We start from the raw sequence: 19,504 nt of genomic DNA, 5'->3' as shown, positions 1-19,504 counted from the left end.
GAGTGACTGGCTGGTCTGAGGACGTCAAATGGCAAAAGAAATTCGCGTACCCACGCTCGGTGAATCGGTGACCGAGGCCACGATCGGCCAATGGTTCAAGAAACCGGGCGACTCGGTCAGCGACGGGGAAACGCTGGTCGAACTGGAGACCGACAAGGTCACGCTCGAAGTGCCTTCGCCCGGCGCCGGCACGCTGGGCGAGATCGTCGCCAATGAAGGCGACACGGTCGAGGTGGACGCGCTGCTCGGCGTGCTCGCCGAGGGCGAGGCGGCGGGCGACGGCAAGGCCGAAAAGGCGCCGGCGGCGCAAGAGGGCGAGCCGGCGCCGGTCGGCGCCCATGGCGACGAGCCGGAGAACTTTCCCGCCAGCGAGGCATCCGAGGTGGAATCGCCCGGCATGAAGGAAGCCAGGGGCGACATGCCCCCCGCCCCGTCGGCGGCCAAGCTGATCGCCGAGCAGGAGCTCGATGCCAGCCGGATCGGCGGCAGCGGCAAGCGCGGGCAGGTGCTCAAGGGCGACGTGATCGAAGCGCTATCGGGCAAGGGCGAGAGCCGGCCCGCCGAAGCGCCAAGACCGGCCCAAGCGCCCAAGGCGCCGCGCGCGCCATCGACCGAGCAGGACGCGGCGCGCGAGGAACGCGTGCGCATGACCAAGCTGCGCCAGACCATCGCGCGGCGGCTGAAGGATGCGCAGAACACCGCCGCCATGCTGACCACCTATAACGAGGTGGACATGAGCGCGGTCATGGCGATGCGCGCCAAGTACAAGGAGCTGTTCGAGAAGAAGCACGGCGTCAAGCTCGGCTTCATGGGCTTCTTCACGCGGGCGGTCACCCACGCGCTCAAGGAGATCCCTTCGGTCAATGCCGAGATCGACGGCACCGACATCATCTACAAGAACTATGCCCATATCGGCGTTGCCGTCGGCACCGACAAGGGCCTGGTCGTGCCGGTGGTGCGCGATGCCGATGCGATGTCGATCGCCGAGATCGAACTGGAAATCGGCAGGCTGGGCAAGGCGGCGCGCGAGGGCAGCCTGTCGATGGCCGACATGCAGGGCGGAACGTTCACGATCTCCAATGGCGGGGTTTACGGCTCGCTGATGTCCTCGCCGATCCTGAACGCGCCGCAGTCGGGCATTTTGGGCATGCACAAGATCCAGGAGCGCCCGGTCGCGCTGAACGGCGAGGTGGTGATCCGGCCGATGATGTATCTGGCGCTCAGCTACGACCACCGCATCGTCGACGGCAAGGAGGCGGTGACGTTCCTGGTCCGCGTCAAGGAGAGCCTGGAAGATCCCGAGCGGTTCGTGCTGGATCTTTGAGATGGATACATTGCAGGCCGACCAGTGAGGAGTGGGGCTAACGCAAGGTCGCCGTCGCCTTTACCGTCCGACCGGCGCTCGTGGAGCACTTGCGCGAGAAGGATCTGCTAGGGTGCCAACGCCCGCTGGTTCACGCATGGTCGCTGGCGAGTGAGAATCAAAAGCCTGGAAAGATCGATGAGTGAGATCGTCCGTCTGAAAAGCGCAGAGCCGGTGCTCTTTGGCGTCCTGAAGCTGAGATGGGAGGACGGCCACGAGGCGATTGTCGATCTGCGCCCGGTCTTTGCACGAGGGACGATCTTTGCCTTTCTCCGGGACGATCCGCTCCGCTTCGAGAACTGCGCGATCGATGAATGGGGCAACCACGTTTTCTGGATCGATGATGAGGGTGATGAAGTCGAACTGGATACGATCGCTTTGCGCCAACGTGCCGAACGTCAAGCCGCCATCCTTGAACTCGCCAGCTAATCAACACGCCGCCGCCAGAGGGGACAGCAGAAAATGAGCTATGATGTCGTGGTAATCGGTTCGGGGCCGGGCGGCTATGTGTGTGCCATCAAATGCGCGCAGCTCGGCCTGAAGACGGCGATCGTCGAAAAATGGCCGACGCTCGGCGGCACCTGCCTGAACATCGGCTGCATTCCGTCCAAGGCGCTGCTGCACGCCTCCGAGGTCTTCCATCAGGCCGGCCACAGTCTGGCGACGCTGGGCGTCGATGTCGGCACGCCCAAGCTCGACCTGAAGGCGATGATGGCGCACAAGGACGCAACCGTGAAGTCCAATGTCGATGGCGTCGCCTTCCTGATGAAGAAGAACAAGATCGACGTCATCGAGGGCACCGGGACGATCCTTGGCGAAGGCAAGGTGCAGGTGACGCCCGCCGAGGGCGAAGCGCAGGAGATCGAGGCCAAGAACATCGTCATCGCCACCGGTTCGGACGTCGCCGGCATTCCGGGCGTCGATCTCGATCTGGATGAAGAGGTAATCGTCTCCTCGACCGGCGCGCTCAGGCTCGCGTCGGTGCCCGAGACCATGATCGTGGTCGGCGGCGGCGTGATCGGGCTCGAGATGGGCTCGGTGTGGTCGCGGCTCGGTTCGAAGGTGACCGTGGTCGAGTATCTCGACACGATCCTTGGCGGGATGGATGGCGATGTCGCTCGGCAATTCCAGAAGATGCTCGCCCGGCAGGGCATCGGTTTCAAGCTCGGCGCGAAGGTGACCGACGTGCACAAGGCCGGCCAGGGCGCCCATGTGACGTTCGAACCGGTCGCCGGGGGGGATTCCGAAACGCTCAATGCCGATGTCGTTCTGGTGGCGACCGGCCGCAAGCCCTATACCGAGGGGCTGGGGACGGAGAAATGCGGCATCGTGCTCGACGAGCGCGGCCGCGTGGAGGTCGACGAGCACTGGCAGACGTCGATCCCGGGCGTGTGGGCGATCGGAGACGTGATCCGGGGGCCGATGCTCGCACACAAGGCCGAGGACGAGGGCATGGCGGTGGCCGAGCGCATCGCCGGCCAGCATGGCCATGTCAATTACGGCGTCATTCCCAATGTCGTCTATACCGAGCCCGAGGTCGCCTCGGTCGGAAAGACCGAGGAAGAGCTCAAGGCCGACGGTGTCGAATACACGGTCGGCAAGTTCCCGTTCAGCGCCAATGGGCGGGCGCGCGCCATGCTCGCCACCGACGGCTTCGTCAAGATCCTCGCCGACAAGGCCACCGACCGCGTGCTGGGCGTGCACATCGTCGGCCGGGGCGCCGGCGACCTGATCCATGAATGCGCCGTGCTGATGGAATTCGGCGGCTCCTCCGAGGATCTGGCGCGCACCTGCCATGCGCATCCGACGATGAGCGAGGCGGTGCGCGAAGCCGCGCTCGCCGCCTCCTCGGGCAAGGCGCTCCACATCTGAGCGGGGCCCGCCGCGGAACCATCGCGCTGCCCGCCTGTTTGCCCTGGGAAACCAGGAGACAGGCAATGGCGGACATCCAGAAGACCAGAAACGATCCCAAGGGCCAGCTCTGGGAGGCGATCGAGGACAGTCACGCCGTCATGCTCGGCAGTCCCGATCATACCCAGCACATGCAGCCCATGGCGCCCATGGTGGCGCGCGACGAGGAAGCGATCTGGTTCTTCACCAAGACCGATACCGACCTCGTCGAGGCCGTGGGCGACAGTGGCGGCTTGGTGCATCTGTGCGTCGTCGGCAAGGACCATGACTATCATGCCTGCCTGCGCGGACACCTGACTCGGCACATGGATCAGGCGCATGTCGACCGGTTCTGGTCGCCCATGGTCGAGGCCTGGTACGAGCAGGGCAAGGACGATCCGCGCATGACCATGCTGCGTTTCGTGCCTGCGGATGCCGAGATCTGGGCGTCGACCGACAGCACGCTCAAGTTCGGCTGGGAGATCGCCCGCGCCAATGTGTCGAGCCACGAGCCCGAGGTCGGCTACAAGACGGCAATCACGTTCTGAAGCCTTGCCGCGACGCCCGTTGCGTGCGTGGTCGGGTTAACCGGGCGTTTACGCTGACACTCAAATCGTCCGTTCCGGCCGATCCGTTTTCGATTTCGCGCGTAAATTGCCGCAACGATACGGATTGACTTGGCACGCCGGCCAGTCCTTCGTATCACGCAAGGACCATTCGGACGGGGACTTCGATGACAACAGGACGGACGGCGTTTTGCGCCGCAGCGATCGCCATGGCTTTCGGGCTGGCCAAACCCGCCGTCGCCCAGGGCTGGGACGACGGTGCCGCCGCGCCCGGCATCAAGGGCGAGATCGGCATCGGCGTGTCCGTGACCCCGCTCTATGAGGGGTCGACCGATTTCAAGGTCAGCCCGTTGCCGCTGATCCGCATCGAGCGCCTGACGCTGTCGAACGGGTTCCAGATCGGCGGGCGCGAGGGCGGGTTCTCGCTCGGCCCCTCGTTCAACCTGCGCGGCCCGCGCACCGGCGATGACACACCGGCCCTGATGCCGCTCGCCGATGTCGACCGCGCATTCGAATTCGGCCTCGAGGCGTCCTATGAGGCGCCGGCCTACAGGATCCACGCCAATCTCCGGCGTGGCTTCGGCGGCCATCAAGGCTGGGTTGGCGAAGCCGGCGCCGACGTGATCGTGCGCCCGAGCATGGATGTCACGTTGCTGGCGGGACCGCGCGTGTCCTATGCCGACGACAGCTACATGGACACCTATTTCTCGGTGCCGGCCGGCACGGCGGGTTTTGCCGCCTATGATGCAGATGCCGGGATCAAGTCGGTCGGCGTGGAATTGGGTGCAAGGCGCGAGCTCGGACCGGACTGGGCCATCGAGGGCAAGGCGAGCTACGATCGCCTGGTCGGCGATGCGGCCAGTTCACCGATCACGGCCATTGGCACGCGCGATCAGTTCGGGGTTGCCGTGGGTCTGGTGCGCAAGTTCGACATCGCGTTCTAGGTCTGGCGATGGGCGAAAGACCCTAACACGATGAAAGAACCCGGCCATTGCGGGTGCCGGCCGGGCCAGAAAGTCAACGGAAAATCGGCAATTCGCTCAGGCCTGTTCCCAGGCCTCGAGATATTCGACCAGCCACAGATCGACCGGTGCCTCGGCCATCTGCGTCTGCGACATCTTCTTGGTGTCCACCGGCGTTTGCGCGACGGTCTGCTTGCTCCAGCTGCATTGCGCGGATGCGGCGGTGGCGGCAGCCAGGAAAAACGCGGCTGTGAGCGACAAGGTCTTCATCGGCATGGACGAGCTCCCTTCGTTGCGGTCCCACGACGGAACACGTCAAAGTTAGGGCACAGGACCGCTTTTGGCAAAGGGAACAGATCGGGCCGGACTTTTTCGCCCGGTTGCGCTCAGCGCACGGGGGTGACCTGATAGCCGGCCCTTGCGAGCAGTTCCGGCACGCCCTCTTCGCCCGGCAAGTGCAGCGCGCCGACGGCTATGAAGGCGCCGCCCTGTTCGATCAGCGGCATGGCGCGTTCGGCCATGGTACGGTTGCGGGCATTGACCATGGTGCGTTCGAACTCGGCATAGCCGACATCGTCGCCGGCCGCCGCGGGTGCCATGGCGCGCAGCACCGGCCAGACGAGCCCGATGCGGCCCTGATCGTAGAGCATGACCATGGTCTCGTTGATGTCGTCGATCATCGCGCCGAGCGCGACGGTCTCGACCAGGCCCTTCACGTGAAACGCCATGGGCAGGGAGGCCATGGCCTCGAGTTGCTCGACCATGGTCTCGAGCCCGACGAGCCGCTTGCCCTCGGCCTTGGCGCGCATCGCCAGGGCGATGTCGAGAATTTGCGCGCCCGCCTGCTTGCGCGCCGTCTCGCATTCCGGCAGCGCCACCATGCCGGCGACGAGCCAGGGCTTCATGCGGTCGATCAGCGCCAGTTGCAGGCCGCGCTCGGCAAGCCCGTCCTTGAGCACCTGGCGGTCGGCATCGTCGAGAAAGTCGCTGAGCCGCCCCGTGCCGGTGAACATGGTCAGTTCGGGCTTGGACAGGAGCGCCGTCTGCGCCTGTTGCGGGTCGAGGATCTCGGTCGTCTCGATGGCCACGGTGCGCGCCGCATCGAACGCCTCGGCGGCGGCCGGCGGCAACTCGGTGACGCGCGGATCGGTCATGTGCATCGTGCCGAAGACATGGGAGGGGGCGAGCCCGTCCCTTTCGATGCGGAACAGGAGCGTGTCGCCATTGATGGTCGCCTCGCCGGCGGCGAGAATGTCGGCGTAGGTCCCTGGCTCGTCCGCCTTAAGGCTTTCGAGCAGGTTGCGCCCCTGGCAGGCCGGCAGCGTTTCGGCGCGGGCGCCGGCGGCGAAGGCCGTCCCGAGAACCACCGCGACGAACAGCACATTGATTGCGGCGAGCAGCGACAGGGCCGGCCCGCTCAGGCGGTCGGCGACGGCAATGGCTTGCAATGAGGTGATGCGCATGGGTCGCAGCCTATGTGGGAACCGCAACGTTTCGGTTAAACGTGGCGATGAACGTTTGGTTAAGCGCGCGGATGCGCCGCCCGCCAGGCGCTGAGCAGGCGGTCCGTGTCGACGCCGGTGTAGAGCTGGGTGGTCGACAGGCTGGCATGGCCGAGCAGTTCCTGGATGGTGCGCAGATCGCCGCCCGAACCCAGAAGGTGGGTGGCGAAGGAATGGCGAAGCGCGTGCGGCGTTGCCGTCTCGGGCAGGCCGAGCGCGCCGCGCAGCGCCCGCATGTCGCGCTGCAGGACGGCGGGCTGGAGCGGGCCGCCGCGCAGTCCGCGAAACAGCGGCGTCCCAGCCGCCAGATCGAAGAGGCACAGTGCCCGATAGGCCGACACGGCCTCCAGGACCACCGGCAGCAGCGGTACCAGGCGCGTCTTGCCGCCCTTGCCGGTGACGGTCAGTGCCGTCGCCGTATTGTCGGCCAGCGCCTCGCCCTTGAGCGCCAGGGCTTCGCCGATGCGCAGGCCGCAGCCGTAAAGAAGCGTGAAGATGGCAGCGTTGCGCGCATTGATCCAGGGCTCGGTCTTGAGCTGGCTTTCGGCCTGGGCGAGGGTGGACGCGTCGCTTGCGGTCAGCGGCCTTGGCAGCGCGCGCGGCTGGCGCGGGGCGCGCATGGCCGTGGCAGCCGCCGCATTGGCCAGCCCCGCGCGCTCGAGATGGCGCAGAAAGGAACGCACGCCGGCAAGCCCGCGCGCCATGGTGCGCACACCCGCGCCTCCGGCGCGGCGGCGCGTCATAAAGGCGCGCAGATCCATGGGCCTGAGATCGGCGAGGTCTTTCAGGTCCGGCGGACCGCCCTGATGATCGGCCAGAAAGTGCAGGAACTGGCGCGTGTCGCGTTCATAGGCGGCGATCGTGTTGGCCGAAAGGCGCCGTTCGCCGGCCAGCTTGTCGAGCCAGGCCCTGCGGGCGGCGATCAGGTCGGGGCGGGCGGGCAGCAGGTCGTCGGGCATGCAGGCAATCTAGCGCCGCGCGGGTTACCACATGCTTGATGGCGCACGGCTTGGCCGATGCGCGAAAAGCGACTATCCGGGCGCGATGACGAAGCCCGAACGCGACGTCCTGATGGGTGTGATCGGCGCGCCGCATGGCGTGCGCGGCCAGCTGCGCGTGAAGGCCTATACCGGCGATCCGCTGGCGCTGGGCGAATACGGGCCGCTGCACGACAAGCACGGCAACACCTACGAGATTACCGACATCCGGCCGGCCAGGAGCGTGGTCGTGGTCACCTTCAGGCAGGTGCGAGGCCGCGAGGCGGCCGAAAGGCTCAACGGCACCGAGCTTTATGTCGCGCGCAGCCGCCTGCCTGCGGCGGGGCTCGAGGAGGACGAATTCTATATCGACGACCTGGTGGGTCTGCAGGCGGTCGACGGCGAAGGCGCGCCGCTCGGCCGGGTCGTCGCCATGCACAATTTCGGCGCCGGCGACATGATCGAGCTGCGCCATGGCGACGGACACGCGGCCTTCTATCCGTTCACGCGCGCGGTCGTGCCCGAGATCGATTTCGCCGCCGGCCGGCTCGTGCTGGTGCCGCCGGGCGAGATCGTCGCGGCGCCCGATGGCGGGGAGGAGCCATGACCTTCCGGGCCTCGGTGCTGACGCTCTATCCGGACATGTTTCCGGGCACGCTCGGCCAGGCGCTCGCCGGCAAGGCGCTCGAGGAGGGGCGCTGGTCGCTCGAGGTCGCGCAGATCCGCGATTTCGCCACCGACCGGCATCGCAGCGTCGACGACACGCCGGCCGGCGGCGGGCCGGGCATGGTGATGCGCGCCGATGTGCTGGGGCGGGCGATCGATGCCGTCTCGCCGCCGGACGATGCGCGGCCGCGCCTGCTGATGAGCCCGCGCGGGGCACCGTTGACGCAGGCCATGGTGCGCGACTGGGCATCGGGACCGGGCCTGACGATCGTGTGCGGCCGGTTCGAGGGCGTCGACGAGCGCGTGATCGAAGGGCGCTCGCTGCGTGAAGTGTCGATCGGCGATTATGTGCTTTCGGGCGGAGAGGTCGCTGCGCAGGTGCTGCTCGATGCGGTGGTGCGTCTGCTCCCCGGCGTGATGGGCAACCGCGCCTCGGGCGAAAGCGAGAGCTTCGAGGCGGGGCTGCTTGAACATCCGCACTATACGCGCCCGACCCGCTGGGAGGGGCGAACGATCCCGGAGGTGCTGTCGTCCGGCAATCATGCCAAGATCGACGCGTGGCGACGCGCGCAGGCCGAGGCGCTGACCAAGCGAAGGCGGCCCGATCTGTGGGCGCGGCATTGCGCCCGGCCGGACAAGCAAAACGGGTGACAAGCGCCCGGATTTGATGTATGCCCGCGCGGAAATTTGGGCGCAGACCCTCATCTCAACGGCAATTACGGGCACGACCACCGCTCCGGCCTCCGGGCCAGGCCGCACGATGCGACGACCTGACGGTCCCGTCTTGCGGCCATCGCGAACGCTCTGGCGGTCCAGAAGAACAAGAGGACGCAGACCATGGATATCATCCGCCAGCTCGAGGCCGAGCAGGCCGCAAAGATCGACGACAAGCGCACCATGCCCGACTTCTCGGCGGGCGACACGCTGCGCGTTCAGGTGCGCGTCACCGAGGGCAAGCGCACGCGCCTGCAGGCCTTCGAGGGCGTGTGCATCGCACGCGCCGGCTCGGGCCTGAACCAGAACTTCACCGTGCGCAAGATCTCCTATGGCGAGGGCGTCGAGCGCGTCTTTCCGCTCTATTCGCCGCTGGTCGAGAAGGTCGAGGTGGTGCGCCGCGGCAAGGTGCGCCGGGCCAAGCTCTATTACATGCGCGCCCTGCGCGGCAAGAAGGCCCGCATCGCCGAGGACACCGGCGCCCGCGCACGCAAGCTGAACGAGGCCGAGCGCCGGGCCGCCGCCGATGAGCGCGCGCGCATCGAGGCCGAAAAGGTCGCCGCCGCCGAGGCGCTGGCCGCCGAAAAGGCAGCCGAAGAAGCGGCAAAGGCAAGCGAAGCAGGCGAGGGCGAGAGCCAGGGCTAGGCCCGGCGCGTCTGTTTCGTCGGGAAGCGGCCGAACAAGCGCCGGCACGGCGATGCAGCCCGCTACCCAGCGCGCATTGACGTTGACATATGTCAATTCAAGTTGACAGCCATGGCGTAGCCTGTCCCGAAACACGTCCGGGAGGCCCGCCATGCATGTCGTACTCGTCCACCCCAACTATCACTCGGGCGGTGCGGAGATCGCCGGCAACTGGCCGCCGGCCTGGGTGGCCTATCTGGCCGGCTCGCTGAAGAAGGCGGGCTTCGACAAGGTCACCTTCATCGACGCGATGACCAACCACATCGACGATGTCGATCTGGGCAAGCGTCTCGCCGACCTGCAGCCCGACATCGTCGGCACCACGGCGATCACGCCGTCCATCTATGTGGCCGAACAGGTCCTGAAGATCGCAAGCCAGGTCTGCCCGGACGCGGTGCGCGTGCTCGGCGGCGTGCACGCCACCTTCATGTACAAGCAGGTGCTCTCCGAAGCGCCGTGGGTCGACGTGATCGTGCGCGGCGAGGGCGAGGAGATCTTCGCCGAACTGGTCACCGCCGTCGCCGAGGGGCGCTGGCCGTCCGAACGCGACACCATCAAGGGGCTGGCCTTCATCGACGGCGACGAGATCATCGCGACGCCCGCCGCCCCGACCGTCAAGGATCTGGAGGCGATCGACCCGGACTGGTCGCTTCTTGAATGGGACAAGTACATCTATGTCCCGCTCGGGGTGAAGGTGGCGATCCCGAACATGGCGCGGGGTTGCCCCTTCACCTGCTCATTCTGCTCGCAGTGGAAGTTCTGGCGCGATTATCGCGTGCGCGATCCGAAAGCCGTGGTCGACGAGATCGAGACGCTCGTCAACGACCATGGCGTCGGCTTCTTCATTCTCGCCGACGAGGAACCGACCATCAACCGCAAGAAGTTCATCGAGTTCTGCGAGGAGCTGATCGCGCGCGGCCTGCCCGACAAGATCAAATGGGGCATCAACACGCGCGTCACCGACATCCTGCGCGACGAAAAGCTGTTGCCGCTCTATCGCAGGGCGGGGCTGGTGCACGTCTCGCTGGGCACCGAGGCGGCGGCCCAGCTCAAGCTCGACCAGTTCAACAAGGAAACCAAGGTCGAGGACAACAAGCGCGCGATCAAGCTCTTGCGCGATGCGGACATCTTCGTGGAGGCGCAGTTCATCGTCGGGCTGAACAACGAAACCGCGGAGACGCTCGAGGAAACCTACCGCATGGCCTGGGACTGGCAGCCCGACCTTGCCAACTGGGCGATGTATACGCCGTGGCCGTTCACGCCGCTGTTCCAGGAACTGGGCGACAAGGTCGAGGTGTTCGATTTTTCCAAGTACAATTTCGTCACGCCGATCATGAAGCCCGACGCGATGGATCGGGCCGAACTGCTCGACCGGGTGATGAACAATTACCGGCGGTTCTACTCCAAGAAGGCGCTGTTCCACTATCCCTGGCGCGGCACGGGCTTCCGGCGCCGCTATCTGCTCGGCTGCCTGAAGGCGTTCCTGAAGGCCGGCTTCCAGCGCAAGTTCTACGATCTGGGCGAGCACAATTACTGGGGCCCGCAATCGAAGGACAAGGTCGACTTCAAGTTCGACACCAGCCGCAAGATCGCCAAGGCCCAGCTCGATGACTGGACGGCGATCCACGACAAGAAGGTGGCGCTTGCCGAGGCGCGCAAGAAGATCGAGACGAACCAGGAGGGCGTGCCGATGGCCTGCGGCGGCGGCACCGAGCAGATGGCGGACTATTCGGGCCTTCCGACCGCCACCCATCGGCCGAAGAAGCCGCGCGTCAAGCTGCCGACCGACGATTTCCGCGAGCCGGCCGAGTAGCCGCGCCTTCGCGGCGCGCCGGCAGGAGGATCGATCGATGAGCGCCATGCCCGACGCCGGAACGCTCGATGCCCGCCCCTTCGCCGAGCCCGCCGGCGCAGGCGTTTCGGCTGGCCGCCACACGGTCGGGCCGAACGCGATCATCCAGACGCGCGCGGCGCTCGACCAGATCGCCGGCGCCGGGGCGCGGCAGGCCATCCTCGCAGCGGCCGGCCTGGCCAGCCTGTCCGAGCGCGACCCCGACGGCATGGTCGAAGCGGACATCGTCAACGCGCTCAACGGCGAGATCGCCGCCCGGCTCGACGCCGCAACGGCGGCGGCTGTGATGGAGCGGGCCGGCGCGTTGACGGGGGACTACATCCTGGCCAACCGCATTCCCGGAGCGGCCAAGCGGCTGCTGGCGCTGCTGCCGGCGCCGCTGGCGCGACGGATGCTGATCAGGGCCATCGCCGGGAACGCGTGGACGTTCGCCGGGCAGGCACAAATCGATACGGGCGCAGACTTCATCGCAATCAACGCCAACCCACTCTGTCTGGGGCGGAGCGGGTTTTCCTCGTGCATCTGGCACGTAGCGGTGTTTCGCCGCCTGTTCACCGCGCTGGTCGATCCGGCGATGACCATCCACGAGACCGAATGCGTCGGCCATGGCGGCGAGGCCTGCCGGTTCGGGATCGTCAAAGCATGATGGTGGGGAAGCAAACCCCTATCCGACCGACAATCCCATCAACAGCCGCGCCACCGCGATGCCCGCCAATGTCACGCCGGACGTGATCACCACGACATACCAGCGGTTCTCGGTGGTCAGCTTGGCGGTCTGCGCGTTGAGATTGGCGATCTCGGCGTCGAGCGTGCGCAGCTTGAGATCCCATTCCTTTCGCTCCTGATCGGTCATCACAGCAAACCTGTTTTCACCTTCTGTTCCAATTTAGCGCATTGCGCCCAGCCAGCCAAGCCCCGTCCTTGACCCTTGTGCCCGCCATGTGCATATCGGCGAGAGCGAATTCATCACAATCGAACGGGACACGCCGCCATGGCCGCGCCGCGCACGCTCTATGACAAGATCTGGGACGATCACCTGGTCCACGAGGCCGAAGACGGCACCAGCCTGATCTATATCGACCGGCACCTTGTCCACGAGGTCACCAGCCCGCAGGCGTTCGAGGGGCTGCGCATGGCGGGCCGCACGGTTCGCCAGCCCGAGCGCACGCTCGCCGTTGTCGACCATAACGTGCCGACCTCGCCCGACCGGCATCTGGGCATCAAGAACGCCGAAAGCCGGATCCAGGTGGAGGCGCTGGCCAAGAACGCCGCCGATTTCGGCATCGAGTACTATTCCGAAAGCGATCGCCGCCAGGGCATCGTGCATATCGTCGGACCCGAACAGGGCTTCACCCTGCCGGGCATGACGATCGTGTGCGGCGACAGCCACACCTCGACGCACGGCGCCTTCGGCGCGCTGGCGCACGGCATCGGCACCTCCGAGGTCGAGCATGTGCTGGCGACGCAGACGCTGATCCAGTCAAAGGCCAAGAACATGCTGGTGCGGGTCGACGGCGTGGCGCCCGAGGGCGTGACCGCCAAGGACATCATCCTCGCCATCATCGGCGAGATCGGCACGGCCGGCGGCACGGGCCATGTCATCGAATATGCGGGCGAAGCGATCCGCGCCCTGTCGATGGAAGGGCGGATGACGGTGTGCAACATGTCGATCGAGGGCGGTGCCCGCGCCGGCATGATCGCGCCCGACGAGACGACCTTCGCCTACATCAAGGACCGGCCGCGCGCGCCCAGAGGCAAGGCCTGGGACATGGCGCTCGACTACTGGAAGACACTGCACAGTGACGACGATGCCCATTTCGACAAGATCGTCACGCTCGATGCCGCGGTCCTGCCGCCGATCGTCTCCTGGGGATCCTCTCCCGAGGATGTCGTGTCGGTCGAGGGCGTGGTGCCCGATCCCGACGATATCGAGGACGCCAACAAGCGCGCCTCCAAATGGCGGGCGCTCGACTATATGGGTCTCAAGCCGGGAACGAAGATCACCGACATCGAACTCGACCGGGTCTTCATCGGCTCGTGCACGAATGCGCGCATCGAGGATCTGCGGGCGGTGGCCCGCGTTGTCGAGGGCAAGCGTGTGCATGAGCGCGTCGACGCGATGATCGTGCCCGGTTCGGGCCTCGTCAAGGCGCAGGCCGAGGCCGAGGGGCTGGATGCGATCTTCAAGGCGGCCGGGTTCGACTGGCGCGAGCCGGGCTGTTCGATGTGCCTTGCGATGAACGACGACCGGCTCAAGGCCGGCGAACGCTGCGCGTCGACCTCGAACCGCAATTTCGAGGGTCGGCAGGGCTACAAGGGCAGAACGCACCTTGTCTCGCCGGCCATGGCCGCCGCGGCCGCCATTGCCGGCCATTTCGTGGACGTGCGCAAGCTCTGACCGCGGCCAGCACAAGGCCGGCAGGGCAATCGACGGACCAGGCGAGGCGACCGCACGGCAACTTTTGCCTGTAGCAGTTGCGTGTTGCGTCTTTTGCGTGCCGCTTTCACGACCCCTTAAGCTTGCCCGGCTATGCTGGGCGCGACCGGGGGCGCAGGAATGTGGCACTGAGCATTGCAGGCATCATAGCGGCAGTCGGCATTCTGTTCGGCCTGAACTTCATCGGGCTGTTCATCGCCGCCTATGTGTTCGACAAGAAGGCCCGGCACGTGCTGTGGTATCTGGCGGCGGCCGCCGCGCTGATGGCCAACGGCGTCTTCTACCTGCTGTCGATCGTTGCGCCCTACACCGCCTTGTCGCTCGTCTTCGTCGAAGTGTGCCAGGGGCTGGGGTTCATCGCGCTGGCCTATGGCTTTGCCGGCGCGTTTCGCCTGCGCCTGTCTCACCGTTTCCTGTGGGGGCTGTTCGTCGTCGGCACGCTCACCGCGTTCGCCCTCATGGGCCTTTCGGAGATCGATGTCGCGCGCCTTGTCACGGTGAGCCTGTGGCACGCCATGGTTATGGTCTATCTGGCGGTGACGCTGTTGCGCGCCCCGGGGGCCGGCTTTCAGCACCGCTTTCTGGCCTGTCTTGCACTGGGGCCGGCGGTCGCCGCTCTGCTGCGGCCGGTTGTCGCCGCCTGGATCCAGCTCGATACGACGATGAGCTTCGCCGAGCAGGTCGAGGCCTATGGGGCGGTCGTCAACATCGCCTATCTGACAGCGCTGTTCGGCATCGGGGCGGGCGTCTTCTTCCATGTCATGAGCGATCTGGCGAGCGGCTACCGGCAGGCATCGCTCACCGATGCGCTGACCGGCATGCTCAACCGGCGCGGCTTTCTCGACACGGCCAAGGATGGTGCGGTGACACCGTCGGCGCTGATCATGATCGACATCGACCGCTTCAAGTCGGTCAACGACACCTATGGTCACCATGTGGGCGATCGCGTCATCATGGCGGTCGCCGATATTCTGGGCCGGCATGTCGGCCCGCCCCATGTCGCCGGGCGACTTGGCGGCGAGGAATTCGCCATCGTTCTGCGCCGCGTCAATCTGGCCACGGCCCGTGCACTGGCGCATTCGCTGCGCGCGGCGATTGAGGTCGAACTGGACGGCCTGATCGATGCCGGGTTGTCGACCACCGCCAGTTTCGGCGTGGCCATGATCGGCGAGGGCGGCATGGAAGGCGCGCTCGTCGACGCGGACCGGGCGCTCTACCGGGCCAAGCGGCAGGGCCGCAACGCGGTCTGCGTCGCCGACGGTTACGGGCCGCCGCGCGCCTCGCGCTCCGGCGGACGGCGCAGCGCCTGAGCGCCTGTCACAGCGGCGCGAGCGTGTCGACGACATAGAGCCAGACCGTCACCGTGCCCACGGCCAGCACCGTCGCCAGCAGCAGCGCCGAGGCGGCAAGACCGACGGCCCGGTCATAAAGGCTGGCGAAGATGTAGATGTTCACGCCCGGCGGCATCGCAGCGATGACGACCGCAGCGTGCACGGCGATGCTGGAAAGGCCGAAGACATAGTGCGACAGCACCAGCGCGATCAGCGGATGGACGACCAGCGACAGGGCGGAGACCGTCAACGTCTCGGGCAGCGCGGCGGTCATCTTGTAGCGGGTCAAGGATGCACCGATGCCCACCAGCGCGGCCGGAATTGCGGCCGCAGCCAGCATGGCGATCGCCGCATCGAGCGGCTCGGGCAGGGTGACATCGCCCGCATTGACGGCAAGCCCGGCCAGAATGCCCGCCATGAGCGGATTGGCGAGGATCGAGCGCAAGGCAGCCCGAAGCGTCTCGCCCAGGGGGCGGCCGTCGCGGCGCATCAGTTCCATCGTGATCATCCCGGTCGCGTAGATCAGCGGCGCATGCAGGGCGATGATGCCGAAGGCGACGGTAACGGTTTCGGCGCCATAGGCGCGGTCGATGATCGGGATGCCCAGCAGGACCGAATTGGAAAACGTGGCGGCGAACCCGACCGCGACGCTCTCGCCGGGTCGACGCCGGAAAACGGTGCGCGCCAGGACGATCGCGATAGCGAAACAGGCATAGGCACCGGCATAATAGCTCACCAGCAGCGGCGGCGAGAACGCCTGGGCCAGGTCGAGCCGGCCCATGGCCTGAAACAGCAGCGCCGGTACGGCGACCCGCACGGCGAAGATGTTCAGCGTGTCGGTCAGCTCGCCCTTGAGATAGTCAAGGCGCACCGCACCGTAGCCGACCGCGATCAGCAGGAAGACAGGCGCGACGGTTACAAGGATTGCGAACACGGCAGCGGCATCCATGGCGGTGTGGGGTCGGGCCGCCGTGTGCATAGGGCAAATGCGCCGCCCTGGCGAGGCGCCGGCCGTCGCGTCGGGTCCCGCGCGCGAAGCGGCCCGCAAGAAATCGCGCTTGTGCAGCCTCATTCGATGGCGTATCCGCGGCGGATGCAGATGATTCGCGCTTTGGTTGCCGTGCCGGTGCTGCTTGCAACCCTCACGTTGACTGGCTGCCAGTTCTTCGCTGGTTCGGCAGTCTCGCCGGAGCCGCGGCGACAGGGCCAGTGGCAATGCACCGACGGGGCGCAGCTGACAATCGTCAGCAACGATGGCATGCTCGCAATCTCCGACAGCCGCGGTGTCGAGGTGGTGCTGCCGCCCGATCCGCCCGGCCAGCGCGAGCGTTACGCCAAGACGGGCTATGCGCTGGTCTTCGACGGCGTGCGGGCAAGCTGGTTCGCCGCCGGCCAGCGTCCCGCCGACTGTCAGCGCCGCTGAATTGCCGCCCGGTGGCGCGCCGGTCACATATCCAATCGATTGAAATGTCCTGCCTTTTCGGTGGCGACCAGGTCTGAGACCAATTGCGGACGTCCAAACCTCTCACGGGCTTTGACGCAGTGCAAAAGGCGCTCTAGAACACCTGCAAAAAGCCGCGACCGGACATGCCGCACCGCGCCGCCGGTGCCGCGATTGCGGCGGATCAACCAAGGGGAAGGCCGTGTCATCGACATCCACGTCAAGCCGATCGGGTACGCCGCGCAGGCAGCGCCCGCTCTCGCCCCATCTGTCGATCTATCGGCTCGTGCCGACCATGATCGCTTCGATCATGCATCGCTTCACCGGCGGGGCGCTCTATTTCGGCACGCTCCTGGTTGCCTGGTGGCTGATCGCCGCCGCGACGGGGCCCGGTGCCTTCGCCTTGGCGAACGGCGTTCTGAGTTCGTGGTTCGGCCTCTTGGTCCTGTTCGTCTACAGCTGGGTGCTGATGCTCCACATGCTCGGCGGCATACGCCATTTTCTGTGGGACATGGGTCTGTATGACAGCAAGCCGGTCTCCACGGTGCTGGCCAAGGCCTCCTTTGCCGGTTCGGCGGTGCTCACCGTGCTGATCTGGCTGATCGCGCTCGGCGTAAGGTGAGGAGAAGGACATGTCGCTCACAACGCCTCTCAAACGCGCCCGCGGGCTCGGCTCGGCCAAGGACGGGACTCGCCATTTCTGGCGCCAGCGCCTGACGGCCCTCGCCAACATTCCGCTTCTGATCGCCTTTGTCTTCATCCTGATGACGTTGCTGGGCCGCGATCATGCAACGGTGACGGCGGCGTTCGGCAATCCGTTCGTTGCGATCGTGATGCTGGCGGTCGTGGTGTCGGCGCTCTATCACGCCAAGCTCGGCATGCAGGTCATCATCGAGGACTATATTCACGGCGAGGCGATGAAGTTCGCGCTGCTGCTCGCCAATGTGTTCTTCACGGCCGTGGTCGCGCTGACGGCCATCTTCGCCATTCTGAAAATGGGCTTCGGAAGCTGACATGAGCACCAATGGAAATGGCGCGCCCGGCGTGAACGGCCGCGCCTACACCCTCGAGGACCACAAGTTCGACGTCGTCGTCGTCGGCGCCGGCGGCGCCGGCCTGCGTGCCACGCTCGGCATGGCCGAACAGGGCCTGAGAACCGCCTGCATCACCAAGGTGTTTCCGACGCGCTCGCACACCGTCGCCGCGCAGGGCGGCATCGCCGCGAGCCTGCAGAACATGACGCCCGACAGCTGGCAGTGGCACATGTACGACACGGTCAAGGGCTCGGACTGGCTCGGCGATGTCGACGCCATGCAGTATCTGGCCATGGAGGCCCCCAAGGCGGTCTACGAACTCGAGCACTATGGCGTGCCGTTCTCGCGCACCGAGGACGGGCGCATCTATCAGCGCCCGTTCGGCGGCCACATGCAGAATTACGGCGAGGGCCCGCCCGTGCAGCGCACCTGCGCGGCCGCCGACCGCACGGGCCACGCCATCCTGCATACGCTCTACGGCCAGAGCCTGAAGAACAACGCGCAATTCTTCGTCGAGTATTTCGCCATCGATCTTCTGATGGACGAGGACGGCACCTGCACGGGCGTGGTCGCCTGGAACCTCGATGACGGTACGATCCATCGCTTCTCGGCCAAGCTGGTGGTGCTGGCGACCGGCGGCTATGGCCGGGCCTACTTCTCGGCCACCTCGGCGCATACCTGCACCGGCGACGGCAACGGCATGATCGCGCGTGCCGGCCTGCCGCTGCAGGACATGGAGTTCGTGCAGTTCCACCCCACCGGCATCTACGGGGCGGGCTGCCTGATCACCGAGGGTGCGCGCGGCGAGGGCGGCTATCTTGTCAATTCCGAGGGCGAGCGCTTCATGGAGCGCTATGCGCCCTCGGCCAAGGATCTGGCCAGCCGCGACGTCGTCTCGCGCTGCATGACCATGGAGATCCGCGAGGGCCGCGGCGTCGGCAAGAATGCCGATCACATCCACCTGCATCTCGACCATCTCGATCCGGCGGTGCTGGCCGAGCGGCTGCCGGGCATCTCCGAAAGCGCGCGAATCTTCGCCGGCGTGGACGTGACCCGCGAGCCCATTCCGGTTCTGCCGACGGTCCACTACAATATGGGCGGCATCCCGACCAATTACTGGGGCGAGGTCCTCAATCCCACAAAGGACGATCCCGATGCGGTCGCGCCGGGCCTGATGGCAGTGGGCGAAGCGGGCTGCGCCTCGGTGCACGGCGCCAACCGGCTGGGATCGAACTCGCTGATCGATCTTGTCGTCTTCGGCCGCGCCGCGGCGATCCGCGCCGGCCAGATCGTCGATCGCGACGCGCCCGTGCCGGCGGTCGACGAGGCGGCCTGCGACACGATCATGGACCGTTTCGACCGCCTGCGACACGCCAATGGCGGGACGCCGACCGCCGAACTGCGCGAAAAGATGCAAAGGATCATGCAGGAGGACGCCGCCGTCTTCCGTACGCAGGAAACCCTGGAGCAGGGGTGCCGGCGCATGGACGCCGCCTTTCAGGGCCTGGCCGACATCCGCGTGTCGGATCGCTCGATGATCTGGAACTCCGACCTCGTCGAGACGCTCGAACTGGAAAACCTGATGGCCTGTGCGATGACGACGGTCTATTCGGCCGAGGCGCGCAAGGAAAGCCGCGGCGCCCATGCGCGCGAGGACTTCAAGGACGGGCCGATGGACGGACGCGACGACGAGAACTGGCGCAAGCACACCCTGTCATGGATGAGCGAGACCGGCGCGGTGACGCTCGACTACCGGCCGGTGCGCACGGAGCTGATCGCCGAGGGCATTTCGCTCGACAAGATCGCCCCCAAGGCCCGCGTCTACTGAGCTTGGCGCGGGCATCGCGCGCGCCGGCGCCGGCCGACGGTCGTTCTGGCACGTCTGCGGGTGCCGCTTAAGCCAAACGAAACCCCTTTGCGATATCCGGTGCCAAGAACGGGCATCTAGAGTGTTCTGTGATGAGATTGAACCATTCTGCCGGAGCCGATTTGGTTCAAGGTCAAGGGCTTTGGCGAAGGGCGTATCGGGATACGGCCGAGCCGAAGGCCGCAGGAATTGAGCCAAACCGGCCCGGCCCACCGATC

Annotated in this window: 21 protein-coding genes; 16 read left to right on the top strand and 5 right to left on the bottom strand. The window is 66.4% G+C overall.

What is annotated here, in order from left to right:
- The first annotated feature begins 28 nt into the window (after nt 1-28).
- The 5 genes from odhB (at nt 29) to RBB34_RS17885 (ending at nt 4,763) form a co-directional block, all read left to right on the top strand.
- On the top strand, nt 29-1,324 hold the full coding sequence (gene odhB, locus RBB34_RS17905; protein WP_306120615.1) for a 2-oxoglutarate dehydrogenase complex dihydrolipoyllysine-residue succinyltransferase: 1,296 nt from the start codon (nt 29-31) through the stop codon (nt 1,322-1,324).
- 177 nt (nt 1,325-1,501) lie between these two features.
- Nucleotides 1,502-1,792, top strand: a complete 291-nt coding sequence (locus tag RBB34_RS17900; RefSeq protein ID WP_306120614.1) for a hypothetical protein — start codon at nt 1,502-1,504, stop codon at nt 1,790-1,792.
- A gap of 33 nt (nt 1,793-1,825) precedes the next feature.
- Nucleotides 1,826-3,235, top strand: coding sequence for a dihydrolipoyl dehydrogenase (gene lpdA / locus RBB34_RS17895; RefSeq protein WP_306120613.1), 1,410 nt, complete (start codon nt 1,826-1,828; stop codon nt 3,233-3,235).
- 65 nt (nt 3,236-3,300) lie between these two features.
- Nucleotides 3,301-3,801 (top strand): pyridoxamine 5'-phosphate oxidase family protein, encoded by a 501-nt coding sequence (locus RBB34_RS17890; RefSeq protein ID WP_306120612.1) that lies wholly within the window; start codon nt 3,301-3,303, stop codon nt 3,799-3,801.
- A 185-nt stretch (nt 3,802-3,986) separates the two neighbouring features.
- Entirely contained in the window at nt 3,987-4,763 is a 777-nt protein-coding gene (locus RBB34_RS17885) for a MipA/OmpV family protein (RefSeq protein ID WP_306120611.1), read from the top strand.
- A 96-nt stretch (nt 4,764-4,859) separates the two neighbouring features.
- Here RBB34_RS17885 and RBB34_RS17880 read toward each other — a convergent pair whose 3' ends face one another.
- The 3 genes from RBB34_RS17880 to RBB34_RS17870 all read right to left on the bottom strand — a co-directional run bounded on the left by RBB34_RS17880 (nt 4,860) and on the right by RBB34_RS17870 (nt 7,251).
- Nucleotides 4,860-5,057 (bottom strand): hypothetical protein, encoded by a 198-nt coding sequence (locus tag RBB34_RS17880; protein ID WP_306120610.1) that lies wholly within the window; start codon nt 5,055-5,057, stop codon nt 4,860-4,862.
- Nucleotides 5,058-5,167: 110 nt separating this feature from the next.
- Complete coding sequence (locus RBB34_RS17875; protein ID WP_306120609.1) at nt 5,168-6,244, bottom strand: TraB/GumN family protein; 1,077 nt, start codon at nt 6,242-6,244, stop codon at nt 5,168-5,170.
- Nucleotides 6,245-6,303: 59 nt separating this feature from the next.
- On the bottom strand, nt 6,304-7,251 hold the full coding sequence (locus tag RBB34_RS17870) for a tyrosine recombinase XerC (RefSeq protein ID WP_306120625.1): 948 nt from the start codon (nt 7,249-7,251) through the stop codon (nt 6,304-6,306).
- Between the two features lie 22 nt (nt 7,252-7,273).
- Between RBB34_RS17870 and rimM the strand changes: the two genes are divergently transcribed.
- The 5 genes from rimM to bchJ all read left to right on the top strand — a co-directional run bounded on the left by rimM (nt 7,274) and on the right by bchJ (nt 11,822).
- Nucleotides 7,274-7,867, top strand: a complete 594-nt coding sequence (gene rimM, locus RBB34_RS17865) for a ribosome maturation factor RimM (RefSeq protein WP_306120608.1) — start codon at nt 7,274-7,276, stop codon at nt 7,865-7,867.
- Nucleotides 7,864-8,577, top strand: coding sequence for a tRNA (guanosine(37)-N1)-methyltransferase TrmD (trmD, locus tag RBB34_RS17860; RefSeq protein ID WP_306120607.1), 714 nt, complete (start codon nt 7,864-7,866; stop codon nt 8,575-8,577). Before rimM ends, trmD begins: the two co-directional genes overlap by 4 nt.
- A 186-nt stretch (nt 8,578-8,763) precedes the next feature.
- Complete coding sequence (rplS, locus tag RBB34_RS17855; protein WP_306120606.1) at nt 8,764-9,285, top strand: 50S ribosomal protein L19; 522 nt, start codon at nt 8,764-8,766, stop codon at nt 9,283-9,285.
- A gap of 151 nt (nt 9,286-9,436) precedes the next feature.
- Nucleotides 9,437-11,137 carry a magnesium-protoporphyrin IX monomethyl ester anaerobic oxidative cyclase gene (bchE, locus tag RBB34_RS17850; RefSeq protein WP_306120605.1) on the top strand — a complete coding sequence of 567 codons (1,701 nt, stop codon included), beginning with the start codon at nt 9,437-9,439 and terminating at the stop codon, nt 11,135-11,137.
- 37 nt (nt 11,138-11,174) lie between these two features.
- Nucleotides 11,175-11,822, top strand: coding sequence for a bacteriochlorophyll 4-vinyl reductase (gene bchJ / locus RBB34_RS17845; RefSeq protein WP_306120604.1), 648 nt, complete (start codon nt 11,175-11,177; stop codon nt 11,820-11,822).
- Nucleotides 11,823-11,840: 18 nt separating this feature from the next.
- On the opposite strand, the gene RBB34_RS17840 is transcribed toward bchJ, so the two are convergent.
- Nucleotides 11,841-12,029 carry a hypothetical protein gene (locus tag RBB34_RS17840; protein ID WP_306120603.1) on the bottom strand — a complete coding sequence of 63 codons (189 nt, stop codon included), beginning with the start codon at nt 12,027-12,029 and terminating at the stop codon, nt 11,841-11,843.
- 138 nt (nt 12,030-12,167) lie between these two features.
- Here RBB34_RS17840 and leuC point away from each other — a divergent pair, with 138 nt between their 5' ends.
- Nucleotides 12,168-13,574, top strand: a complete 1,407-nt coding sequence (gene leuC, locus RBB34_RS17835; protein ID WP_306120602.1) for a 3-isopropylmalate dehydratase large subunit — start codon at nt 12,168-12,170, stop codon at nt 13,572-13,574.
- A gap of 161 nt (nt 13,575-13,735) precedes the next feature.
- The gene (locus tag RBB34_RS17830; protein WP_306120601.1) at nt 13,736-14,923 is read left to right on the top strand and encodes a GGDEF domain-containing protein; all 1,188 of its coding nucleotides are present in this window, start codon (nt 13,736-13,738) and stop codon (nt 14,921-14,923) included.
- Nucleotides 14,924-14,930: 7 nt separating this feature from the next.
- On the opposite strand, the gene RBB34_RS17825 is transcribed toward RBB34_RS17830, so the two are convergent.
- Nucleotides 14,931-15,878 (bottom strand): AEC family transporter, encoded by a 948-nt coding sequence (locus RBB34_RS17825; RefSeq protein WP_306120600.1) that lies wholly within the window; start codon nt 15,876-15,878, stop codon nt 14,931-14,933.
- A 141-nt stretch (nt 15,879-16,019) separates the two neighbouring features.
- On the opposite strand from RBB34_RS17825, the gene RBB34_RS17820 reads away from it, so the two are divergent.
- The 4 genes from RBB34_RS17820 to sdhA all read left to right on the top strand — a co-directional run bounded on the left by RBB34_RS17820 (nt 16,020) and on the right by sdhA (nt 19,247).
- Nucleotides 16,020-16,367 (top strand): hypothetical protein, encoded by a 348-nt coding sequence (locus RBB34_RS17820; protein WP_306120599.1) that lies wholly within the window; start codon nt 16,020-16,022, stop codon nt 16,365-16,367.
- Nucleotides 16,368-16,587: 220 nt separating this feature from the next.
- The gene (gene sdhC / locus RBB34_RS17815; protein ID WP_306120598.1) at nt 16,588-17,007 is read left to right on the top strand and encodes a succinate dehydrogenase, cytochrome b556 subunit; all 420 of its coding nucleotides are present in this window, start codon (nt 16,588-16,590) and stop codon (nt 17,005-17,007) included.
- Between the two features lie 10 nt (nt 17,008-17,017).
- Nucleotides 17,018-17,398, top strand: coding sequence for a succinate dehydrogenase, hydrophobic membrane anchor protein (sdhD, locus tag RBB34_RS17810; RefSeq protein WP_306120597.1), 381 nt, complete (start codon nt 17,018-17,020; stop codon nt 17,396-17,398).
- A gap of 1 nt (nt 17,399) precedes the next feature.
- Nucleotides 17,400-19,247, top strand: coding sequence for a succinate dehydrogenase flavoprotein subunit (gene sdhA, locus RBB34_RS17805; protein ID WP_306120596.1), 1,848 nt, complete (start codon nt 17,400-17,402; stop codon nt 19,245-19,247).
- Nucleotides 19,248-19,504: the final 257 nt, after the last annotated feature.

The organism is Roseitalea sp. MMSF_3546 (assembly GCF_030732865.1).
GTDB lineage: Bacteria > Pseudomonadota > Alphaproteobacteria > Rhizobiales > Rhizobiaceae > Roseitalea.
Note: the sequence above shows the minus strand (reverse complement) of the source record. Positions and strands in the feature narration are given on the sequence as shown.

What these genes read in the sequence shown, in the direction of transcription:
- RBB34_RS17875 (WP_306120609.1), bottom strand. Translation starts at nt 6,244, where the DNA reads ATGCGCATCACCTCATTGCAAGCCATTGCCGTCGCCGACCGCCTGAGC.
- lpdA (WP_306120613.1), top strand. Translation starts at nt 1,826, where the DNA reads ATGAGCTATGATGTCGTGGTAATCGGTTCGGGGCCGGGCGGCTATGTG.
- sdhD (WP_306120597.1), top strand. Translation starts at nt 17,018, where the DNA reads ATGTCGCTCACAACGCCTCTCAAACGCGCCCGCGGGCTCGGCTCGGCC.
- RBB34_RS17890 (WP_306120612.1), top strand. Translation starts at nt 3,301, where the DNA reads ATGGCGGACATCCAGAAGACCAGAAACGATCCCAAGGGCCAGCTCTGG.
- leuC (WP_306120602.1), top strand. Translation starts at nt 12,168, where the DNA reads ATGGCCGCGCCGCGCACGCTCTATGACAAGATCTGGGACGATCACCTG.
- odhB (WP_306120615.1), top strand. Translation starts at nt 29, where the DNA reads ATGGCAAAAGAAATTCGCGTACCCACGCTCGGTGAATCGGTGACCGAG.
- sdhA (WP_306120596.1), top strand. Translation starts at nt 17,400, where the DNA reads ATGAGCACCAATGGAAATGGCGCGCCCGGCGTGAACGGCCGCGCCTAC.
- RBB34_RS17885 (WP_306120611.1), top strand. Translation starts at nt 3,987, where the DNA reads ATGACAACAGGACGGACGGCGTTTTGCGCCGCAGCGATCGCCATGGCT.
- rimM (WP_306120608.1), top strand. Translation starts at nt 7,274, where the DNA reads ATGCTTGATGGCGCACGGCTTGGCCGATGCGCGAAAAGCGACTATCCG.
- RBB34_RS17840 (WP_306120603.1), bottom strand. Translation starts at nt 12,029, where the DNA reads ATGACCGATCAGGAGCGAAAGGAATGGGATCTCAAGCTGCGCACGCTC.
- bchJ (WP_306120604.1), top strand. Translation starts at nt 11,175, where the DNA reads ATGAGCGCCATGCCCGACGCCGGAACGCTCGATGCCCGCCCCTTCGCC.
- RBB34_RS17900 (WP_306120614.1), top strand. Translation starts at nt 1,502, where the DNA reads ATGAGTGAGATCGTCCGTCTGAAAAGCGCAGAGCCGGTGCTCTTTGGC.
- bchE (WP_306120605.1), top strand. Translation starts at nt 9,437, where the DNA reads ATGCATGTCGTACTCGTCCACCCCAACTATCACTCGGGCGGTGCGGAG.
- RBB34_RS17880 (WP_306120610.1), bottom strand. Translation starts at nt 5,057, where the DNA reads ATGCCGATGAAGACCTTGTCGCTCACAGCCGCGTTTTTCCTGGCTGCC.
- trmD (WP_306120607.1), top strand. Translation starts at nt 7,864, where the DNA reads ATGACCTTCCGGGCCTCGGTGCTGACGCTCTATCCGGACATGTTTCCG.
- rplS (WP_306120606.1), top strand. Translation starts at nt 8,764, where the DNA reads ATGGATATCATCCGCCAGCTCGAGGCCGAGCAGGCCGCAAAGATCGAC.
- RBB34_RS17820 (WP_306120599.1), top strand. Translation starts at nt 16,020, where the DNA reads ATGGCGTATCCGCGGCGGATGCAGATGATTCGCGCTTTGGTTGCCGTG.